The organism is Gammaproteobacteria bacterium, from assembly GCA_003696665.1.
Taxonomy (GTDB): domain Bacteria; phylum Pseudomonadota; class Gammaproteobacteria; order Enterobacterales.
The window spans coordinates 1-9,356 of the sequence record RFGJ01000642.1 but is presented as its reverse complement, the minus strand read 5'-3'; the positions used below and the strand labels follow the sequence as shown (position 1 = coordinate 9,356).

At 51.0% G+C, this 9,356-nt stretch carries 9 protein-coding genes and 1 tRNA gene; all 10 read right to left on the bottom strand.

The genetic code is table 11. The features are described 5' to 3' along the window. Positions 1-1,338 (bottom strand): DNA-directed RNA polymerase subunit beta' (locus D6694_15425; GenBank protein ID RMH34144.1); only part of this gene is annotated, 1,338 nt, incomplete at its 3' end. An 84-nt stretch (positions 1,339-1,422) separates the two neighbouring features. Beyond that, a complete protein-coding gene (gene rpoB / locus D6694_15420; GenBank protein RMH34143.1) occupies positions 1,423-5,487 on the bottom strand; it encodes a DNA-directed RNA polymerase subunit beta in 4,065 nt (1,354 codons plus the stop codon). Between the two features lie 185 nt (positions 5,488-5,672). Further along, a complete protein-coding gene (locus tag D6694_15415; protein RMH34142.1) occupies positions 5,673-6,056 on the bottom strand; it encodes a 50S ribosomal protein L7/L12 in 384 nt (127 codons plus the stop codon). Between the two features lie 49 nt (positions 6,057-6,105). Continuing rightward, positions 6,106-6,633, bottom strand: coding sequence for a 50S ribosomal protein L10 (locus D6694_15410; GenBank protein ID RMH34145.1), 528 nt, complete (start codon positions 6,631-6,633; stop codon positions 6,106-6,108). Between the two features lie 263 nt (positions 6,634-6,896). Continuing rightward, positions 6,897-7,598, bottom strand: a complete 702-nt coding sequence (locus tag D6694_15405; GenBank protein RMH34141.1) for a 50S ribosomal protein L1 — start codon at positions 7,596-7,598, stop codon at positions 6,897-6,899. A 4-nt stretch (positions 7,599-7,602) separates the two neighbouring features. After that, a complete protein-coding gene (gene rplK / locus D6694_15400; protein RMH34140.1) occupies positions 7,603-8,031 on the bottom strand; it encodes a 50S ribosomal protein L11 in 429 nt (142 codons plus the stop codon). 122 nt (positions 8,032-8,153) lie between these two features. Beyond that, on the bottom strand, positions 8,154-8,690 hold the full coding sequence (gene nusG, locus D6694_15395) for a transcription termination/antitermination protein NusG (GenBank protein RMH34139.1): 537 nt from the start codon (positions 8,688-8,690) through the stop codon (positions 8,154-8,156). Between the two features lie 2 nt (positions 8,691-8,692). Beyond that, on the bottom strand, positions 8,693-9,067 hold the full coding sequence (secE, locus tag D6694_15390) for a preprotein translocase subunit SecE (protein ID RMH34138.1): 375 nt from the start codon (positions 9,065-9,067) through the stop codon (positions 8,693-8,695). A 51-nt stretch (positions 9,068-9,118) separates the two neighbouring features. After that, positions 9,119-9,194, bottom strand: a tRNA-Trp gene (locus D6694_15385). Positions 9,195-9,241: 47 nt separating this feature from the next. After that, positions 9,242-9,356, bottom strand: a 115-nt coding sequence (locus D6694_15380; protein RMH34137.1) for an elongation factor Tu, incomplete at its 5' end; no start/stop codon positions are given.

Here is a 9,356-nt window from a genome sequence, read left to right as displayed (position 1 = left end):
CTTACCTTCGATCAGTACGGGTTCGAACGCCTGAATCCCCAATCTGTGCAAGGTCGGCGCACGGTTCAGTAGTACAGGATGCTCACGGATCACTTCGTCGAGAATATCCCATACCACAGGTTCCTCTCGCTCCACCATTTTCTTAGCCGCCTTGATGGTGGTTGCGAGGCCACGCTTCTCCAACTTTCCGAAAATGAATGGCTTAAAGAGTTCGAGTGCCATTTTTTTCGGCAGACCACACTGATGCAATCGCAATGTCGGCCCGACAACGATCACTGAACGCCCCGAGTAATCGACTCGCTTACCCAAGAGGTTTTGCCGGAAGCGTCCTTGTTTCCCTTTGATCATATCAGCCAGTGATTTCAATGGGCGCTTATTGGCACCAGTGATGGCACGACCACGGCGACCGTTGTCAAGCAACGCATCAACAGCTTCTTGAAGCATCCGCTTTTCGTTGCGAACAATGATGTCGGGGGCATTCAAATCAAGCAACCGCTTCAAACGGTTGTTGCGGTTAATGACGCGCCGATAGAGGTCATTCAAATCTGATGTGGCGAACCGTCCCCCTTCCAGCGGAACAAGTGGACGCAAGTCCGGTGGGAGGACTGGAAGTACCTCCAGAATCATCCACTCAGGCCGGTTGCCCGATTCGATAAACGCCTCAATTAACTTCAGACGTTTAGTCAGTTTCTTAATCTTTGTTTCGGAATTCGTCTCGGGCAATGCCTCACGAATCCGCTTCGCTTCGGCTTCAAGATCGAGATCCATCAAAAGACTGCGAATTGCTTCAGCCCCCATTTCGGCCTTGAATTCGTCTCCATACTGCTCCAGCGCATCCAGATACATTTCTTCGGTCATGAGCTGGCCTTTGTGCAACTCCTCGACCAACCCTGGGTCAGTAACGACATACGCCTCAAAGTACAAGATACGCTCGATTTCGCGCAGCGTCATGTCCAGCAACAAGCCGATGCGCGATGGCAAGGACTTGAGGAACCAGATGTGCGCCACTGGACTTGCCAGTTCAATATGCCCCATACGTTCACGGCGAACTTTTGTCAATGCCACTTCGACACCGCACTTTTCGCAAATAACGCCCCGGTGCTTTAAGCGCTTGTATTTACCACACAAGCACTCATAGTCTTTTACCGGGCCGAAAATTCGCGCACAGAACAAGCCGTCACGCTCTGGTTTGAATGTCCGGTAGTTAATCGTCTCCGGTTTTTTAACTTCGCCGTATGACCACGAGCGAATGAGGCTTGGTGATGCCAAACCAATTCGAATCGCATCAAATTCTTCCGTTTTGTTCTGTTGCTTAATGAAGTTCAGTAAGTCTTTCACAGCGCTCTCCTGATCATGGAGTCGTAACCATTAACTCGTGCCTTGATGCAGTGCAGTCAGTGGGGCTGCACTGCGCCTGTCTGTTTAGTCATCGCTCTCAAGTTCAATGTTGATACCCAATGAGCGAATTTCCTTGACCAGAACATTAAACGATTCAGGCATACCTGGCTCCATACGATAATCACCATCCACGATGTTCTTATACATCCGGGTTCGCCCATTCACGTCGTCCGACTTGACCGTGAGCATTTCCTGCAACGTGTACGCGGCACCATATGCCTCCAATGCCCAGACCTCCATTTCGCCAAAGCGCTGGCCACCAAACTGGGCCTTACCACCAAGCGGTTGTTGCGTGACCAGAGAGTATGAACCAGTCGAGCGGGCATGCATCTTATCATCGACCAAGTGGTTCAGCTTCAGCATGTACATGTAACCCACTGTCACGGGACGCTCAAAACGTTCGCCGGTGCGACCGTCATATAACCACATTTGGCCCGACGTTGGCAGATCGGCGAGCTCCAGCATTTGGCGCATTTCATCTTCGTTGCAGCCATCGAATGCCGGTGTCGCCATTGGCACCCCATCTCTCAGGTTATCTGCTAGTGCAAAGAACTCTTCATCACTCAACTCGTCAAGTGATACCTTTTTCTTACCGGTGTGGTTGTATATCTTATTCAAGAACCCTTGAATGGTGCGCCGCGATTTTTGTTCATCGAGCAGCTTTCCAATTTTCAGGCCAAGGCCTTTCGCTGCCCAGCCAAGATGCGTTTCCAGAATCTGGCCAATGTTCATCCGTGACGGTACACCAAGTGGATTGAGCACAATGTCCACAGGCTCACCATCTTCGGAATACGGCATATCCTCGACAGGAACAATGGTCGAAATCACACCCTTGTTACCGTGACGACCAGCCATTTTGTCACCAGGCTGTATGCGACGCTTAACCGCCAAGTACACCTTGACAATCTTAAGTACACCTGGCGCCAAATCATCGCCTTGCGTAATCTTGCGGCGCTTTTCTTCGAACTTCTTGTCATAGGCTTTTTTCTGATCTTCCAGATACTTCGCCAATGCCTCAAAGCGAGACTGCGCTTCTTCGTCACGGAGGACGATTTTCCACCAATCTTTGCGCTCTAGGCTGTCGAGATAGGCGTCGTCTATTTCAGAGCCTTTTTTCAAGCGTTTCGGCCCTTGTTCCGCAACCGCACCAACGAGAATGCGCCGGGCCCGCTGATAAACGTTGTCTTCGAGGATGCGGAACTCGTCATTCAGGTCCTTCCGGACACGAACCAGTTCCTGCGCTTCAATTTCCTTCGCACGCGCATCCTTCTCAACACCATCGCGTGTAAAGACTTGAACGTCGATCACCGTTCCATAGGTGCCGGACGGTACGCGTAAAGACGTATCCTTCACATCGGAAGCTTTTTCGCCAAAGATTGCGCGCAGCAACTTTTCTTCAGGGGTGAGCTGAGTTTCGCCTTTTGGCGTCACCTTACCAACCAGAATGTCGCCAGGCTTCACCTCTGCCCCAATATAAACGATGCCGGATTCGTCTAGTTTTGCCAAAGCAGCCTCACCGACATTCGGAATATCCGCTGTGATCTCTTCGGGCCCCAATTTGGTATCCCGCGCTGTACACTGCAACTCCTGGATATGGATACTGGTAAAGCGATCTTCAGTGACCACGCGCTCCGAAATCAAGATTGAGTCTTCGAAGTTATAACCATTCCAAGGCATAAAGGCGACACGCATATTCTGACCGAGCGCCAGTTCACCCAAATCCGTCGACGGACCGTCGGCCAGCACGTCACCGCGAGCGACCACGTCACCAGCTTTGACAATGGGGCGTTGGTTAATGCACGTATTTTGGTTCGAACGCGTGTATTTTGTCAGGTTGTAAATATCAACCCCCGCTTCGCCATCAGCAACCTCATCGTCATTCACACGGACCACGATACGGCTCGCATCGACATAGTCAATGACACCACCGCGCTTGGCAATGACCGTGACACCAGAATCAACTGCCACAGTTCTTTCCATGCCGGTGCCGACAAGCGGTTTTTCGGCACGCAGCACAGGCACTGCCTGACGCTGCATGTTCGATCCCATCAGAGCGCGGTTCGCGTCATCGTGCTCAAGGAAGGGGATCAACGATGCCGCTACAGAGACAATCTGCTGCGGGGAAACGTCCATATACTGCACTTCTTGCGGCGTGACCATGACAAATTCGCCGCGTTTCCGGGCAGGCACTAGACTGTCTGTAAGCTTCCCTTTGGCGTCGGTGCTGGCGTTAGCCTGAGCAATCACCGCATCGCTTTCGTCAATTGCCGACAGATAGACAACCTCATCTGTGACTACGCCGTTTTCTACTTTTCGATAGGGTGTTTCAAGGAAACCATATTCATTCGTGCGCGCATAAATGGCGAGCGAATTAATCAAACCAATATTCGGACCTTCTGGTGTTTCAATCGGACAGAGACGCCCATAGTGAGTTGGATGAACGTCTCGGACTTCGAAACCTGCACGTTCGCGGGTCAGTCCACCAGGCCCAAGCGCTGAAATCCGCCGCTTATGGGTCACCTCCGATAGCGGGTTGTTTTGGTCCATAAATTGCGACAATTGGCTTGAACCAAAAAATTCTTTGATGGCCGCAGAAACCGGCTTTGCATTAATTAAATCTTGCGGCATCAAGTTATCCGCTTCGGCCTGAGTCAAGCGCTCCTTCACTGCACGTTCAACCCGCACCAAACCAACGCGGAACTGGTTTTCAGCCATTTCGCCGACTGAGCGAATACGACGGTTGCCAAGGTGATCAATATCGTCGACTTCACCTTTGCCGTTACGAATGTCAATCAGTGTTTTGAGAACATCAACAATATCTTGCGGCTCTAGCGTACCTTTCCCTTCAATCGTGTCACGCCCTAAACGGCGGTTAAACTTCATTCGCCCAACACGGGAAAGATCGTAGCGCTCTTCTGAGAAAAAGAGGTTTTCAAACAAATTAACCGCCGCATCCTCCGTCGGGGGCTCACCGGGACGCATCATGCGGTAAATTTCGACGAGGGCGTCCAGTTTTGTCCTAGTTGGATCGATACGTAAAGTGTCCGAAATAAACGGACCACGATCGAGATCATTGACATATAGGCAACGAAACTCTTTAACGCCGGATTCAATAATCTTGTCCAGTAATTCTTCTGTCAGCTCAGCGTTAGCCTCGGCCAGTACTTCGCCCGTCTTTTCATCCACCAGATCATGGGCCAGTATCTTGCCAAGCATGTAATCACGAGGCACGCTCAACTCTTTCAATCCAGCTTTCTCCAGCTGGCGAATATGGCGAACAGTAATACGGCGGCCTGCCTCAACAATCACTTTTCCTTTTTGGTCCGTAATGTCAAAGAGCGCGGTTTCGCCCCGCAAACGCTCTGGAATCAGCTCCATTGAAAATTCGCCCTTGTGCACACTGAACCGCGTGTGCTCAAAGAACATGTCAAGGATTTGTTCGGTGGTATACCCTAACGCTTTCAAGATGATCGTCGCTGGCAATTTGCGTCGACGATCAATTCGCACATAGACCAGATCTTTTGCATCAAATTCAAAATCCAACCAAGAGCCACGATATGGTATCACTCGTGCCGAAAAGAGTTGCTTGCCGGCTTGTGTTTTGCCCCGGTCACTGTCGAAAAATACACCAGGAGAACGATGCAACTGAGAAACAATGACGCGCTCAGTACCGTTGATCACAAACGTGCCGTTGTCAGTCATCAACGGCATTTCGCCCATGTAAACTTCTTGCTCTCGAATGTCTTTGATCGCGCCGGTCTTAGAATCCTTGTCGCGGATAATAAGACGAACCTTAACTTTCAATGGCGCAGCATAGGTAATACCGCGAATTTGGCACTCTTTAACATCGAATGCCGGCTCACCGAGGGAATAGTCGACAAACTCCAACGACGCATTGCCAGAAAAGCTGGTAATCGGAAATACAGAACGAAATGCATTGCTCAACCCGGAGGGGTTGGTGCCATCGCCGTGGAGAAAATCACGATAGGAATTCAATTGGATGGCTAACAGATATGGCACATCAAGTGCGGCTGGACGTTTGCCAAAATCCTTTCGAATGCGTTTTTTCTCAGTGTATGAGTATGTCATCAGGGTTCCTCAGCTTGCTCACCTTACCAGTGCACGGCCCTTGTCGGGATCATCTTGAGTCACTGACTCAAGTTCAAAATTCTGTACGCTTGTTGTGACCGCTCATGCGGTCAAACGGCAAAAGGCCGGCAGCAGACGCTGCCAGCCAACCGTGTATGTTATGCCACTTGGCGTCAAAAACCAAATTATTTGATTTCGACGCTGGCACCAGCTTCTTCGAGCTGCTTCTTGATTTCTTCAGCTTCTTCCTTACTGACGCCTTCTTTAATGGTCGCAGGCGCGCCCTCAACCATTTCTTTGGCTTCTTTCAGACCAAGGCCAGTGATGCCACGAACTGCTTTGATCACAGCGACCTTGTTGCCGCCAAAGCTTGTCATCACAACATCAAATTCGGTCTTTTCTTCGGCAGCACCGCCAGCATCGCCACCACCAGCGGCAGGCCCAGCGACAGCAACCGCAGCAGCCGCAGTCACACCGAATTTTTCTTCCATTGCCTCAATGAGTTCAACCACTTCCATGACGCTCATTTCAGCAATCGCATTCAAGATATCTTCTTTAGACAGAGCCATTTTCTTTACTCCTGGGAAAGTTCAAAATATTAATACCAACCGGAAACCATTAAGCTGCTTGCTTTTGATCGCGAATCGCAGCCAAAGTCCGTACCAGTTTGCCGGGCACTTCGTTGAGTGTCCGTGCCAGCTTGCTGATCGGCGCCTGCATAACCGACATAAGCGTCGCAAGTGCTTCTTCTTTCGTCGGCAATTTTGCAACCGCATCCAACTGTTCGGCACCCATCAGGTTGCCGCCAATTGCCAACGCGGTCACTTTAAGATTTTCGTGTTCCTTGGCGAAATCACGGAATAGCCGTGCCGCAGCACTTGGCTCTTCCAGTGAAAATGCGAACACCAATGGACCCACGAAAGCTTCTTGCATGCAGGCAAACTCGGTTCCCTCAACCGCACGTCGGGCAAGCGTATTGCGGATCACTCGCAGATACACACCCGATTCACGTGCCTTTTTGCGAAGTTCGGTCATCTCGCTGACGGTGAGACCTCGATATTCCGCCACCACAGCCGAAATGGCCTTGCTGGCAATCTCGTTCACCTCGGCGACGATGGCCTTTTTTCCTTCAAGATTGAGTGGCACTTCGTTCACCTCCTGTTTTTGGTCTAGCGACTAAACACCAGACCGACCCAAACACAGATGACAGTTGTATCAACAACACATCATCCGCACGACACTACGGTGAACAATCCCGGAGTGGGGTTTCACCGTCTGCGCAGGCAAATTTTTAACCGTTTTCACGGACCTGCGGTCTTTGACGATCGCCCTCTTCGGCCCTGCCGGGCTTTCAGAGAACAACCCAAAGTCTTTACTCAGCCCGGCGTTGCCGGGCCTGTCAATTTAACTTAGTCGGCCAAGTTTAGGCTATTCAGATCCACTGCCAGGCCAGGGCCCATGGTCGACGACAACGACAGCTTCTTGAGATAAACGCCCTTTGAGGTGGCCGGCTTGGCTTTTTTCAACGCCACCATCAACGCCTCAAGATTTTCTTTCAAGGCATTGCTGTCGAAATCGATTTTGCCGATAGGCGCGTGAATAATGCCCGCCTTATCAGTGCGGTATTGAATCTGACCAGCTTTGGCATTTTTCACTGCCGTGGCGACATCCGGCGTGACGGTGCCCGTTTTTGGGTTCGGCATCAAACCGCGTGGCCCAAGGATTTGTCCCAACATACCGACCACCCGCATCGCGTCCGGGCTGGCAATCACCACGTCAAAGTCCAGGTTACCTGCTTTAATGTGGTCGGCCAAATCTTCCATGCCAACCAAATCGGCGCCGGCCTCTTTGGCAGCATCCGCTGCAGCGCCTTGTGCGAATACGGCAACCCGTACGTTTTTTCCGGTACCATGCGGCAATACCGTCGCACCACGTACCACCTGATCGGATTTGCGTGGATCAACGCCCAAATTCACAGCCGCTTCCACCGTTTCAACAAACTTCACGGTGGATAACTCTTTCAAAAGCTCAATGGCTTCTTCAACGTTATACACTTTATTTGGATCCACCTTTTCGCGGATCATTTTCATACGCTTTGATAATTTGGCCATGAGCTTATTCCTCCACGTCCAGACCCATTGAGCGGGCACTGCCAGCGATGGTTCGAACGGCAGCATCCAAGTCAGCCGCGGTCAGATCCGGTTCTTTCAGCTTGGCAATTTCTTCAAGCTGCGCGCGCGTGACCTTGCCCACTTTCTTTTTGTTGGGCTCACCACTGCCTTTCTGGATGCCAGCGGCTTTCATCAGCAACACTGACGCGGGGGGCGTTTTAGTGATAAAGGTAAAGCTGCGATCGTTATATACCGTAATTACCACCGGAATGGGAAGGCCCTTCTCCATTTTTTCGGTGGCCGCATTGAAGGCTTTACAAAACTCCATAATGTTAACGCCATGTTGACCCAAAGCCGGGCCCACCGGGGGACTCGGATTGGCCATACCGGCCTTAACTTGAAGCTTAATATAAGCTTGTACTTTCTTTGCCATCTTTCACCTCACTTCGGGTACAAGCGCCTTTCGGCTCCCCGTATAGACCAAGAAAGCTGCCAAAAGTACGCAGCTTTCCACCCAAAGCCCCCGCACCTAATCGCCGATGCGGGGACGGAATTCTAATCCAACTTTTCTACTTGTGAAAACTCAAGCTCAACAGGCGTCGCTCGCCCGAAAATTGACACAGAAACTTTTAACCGGCTCTTATCGTAGTCAACCGATTCAACCACGGCATTGAAGTCCGCGAAAGGCCCTTCGGTGACACGCACAACCTCACCAGGTTCAAACAATACTTTCGGCCTCGGTTTGTCAGCCGATGCTTCTAACCGACCGAGGATTGCTTCAGCCTCTTTTTCCGTAATCGGTGCCGGCCGCTCAGAAGTCCCACCGATAAAGCCCAACACACGAGGCGTTTCCCGGACAAGGTGCCATGTGTCGTCATCCAATTCCATTTCGACAAGCACATAGCCAGGAAAGAACTTGCGTTCGCTCTTGCGGCGGACTCCCGCTTTCATTTCCACGACTTCTTCCGTGGGCACCAAAATCCGCCCGAACTTGTCATCAAGCCCATGCAACGCCACACGTTCTTCTAGCAATTTTTTAACTTTATTCTCGTAGCCAGAATAAGCCTGCACAACATACCAACGCTTTGCCATACTCATAGCCTCATGATCCATTCGATTAAAACGACTAGTATGGCATCAACCGCCCATAGCAATAAAGCCATCACGATCGTAAACACCATGACCACAAGGGTGGTTTTGACTGTTTGCGATCTGGTTGGCCAGACAACTTTGCGGATTTCTATTCTGGCTTCACGAGCAAATGCGGCGAATCGCTTGCCTGTTTCTGTCGTCAGAAAAATCAACAGGGCAATGCCCCCGCCTGCCAGCATCGCCAGTATGCGGTATGCCGACGCAATGGTGTCTTCGTAGTAGTGATTGCCCACAATTAGCGCGATGACAATTCCTAGCGCCAACAACCACTTAATCAGATCCAATCCAGATTTTTTGGGCGTTTCAACTGCACTCATGCGTTTTTTGCCTCGCTAACCACCAGCAAAACTCGTGGCATAAACAAAAAATGGCAGGCCAGGAGGGAATCGAACCCCCAACCTGCGGTTTTGGAGACCGCTGCTCTGCCAATTGAGCTACTGGCCTAAAATATTACCGGGCCAGCATGAGCCAGCCCGTAATATACTTAAGGATTACTCAAGCACCTTGGAAACAACGCCAGCACCGACAGTGCGACCACCTTCGCGAATCGCAAAGCGCAAGCCTTCTTCCATCGCAATCGGTGCAATCAATGTCACAATCATCTTG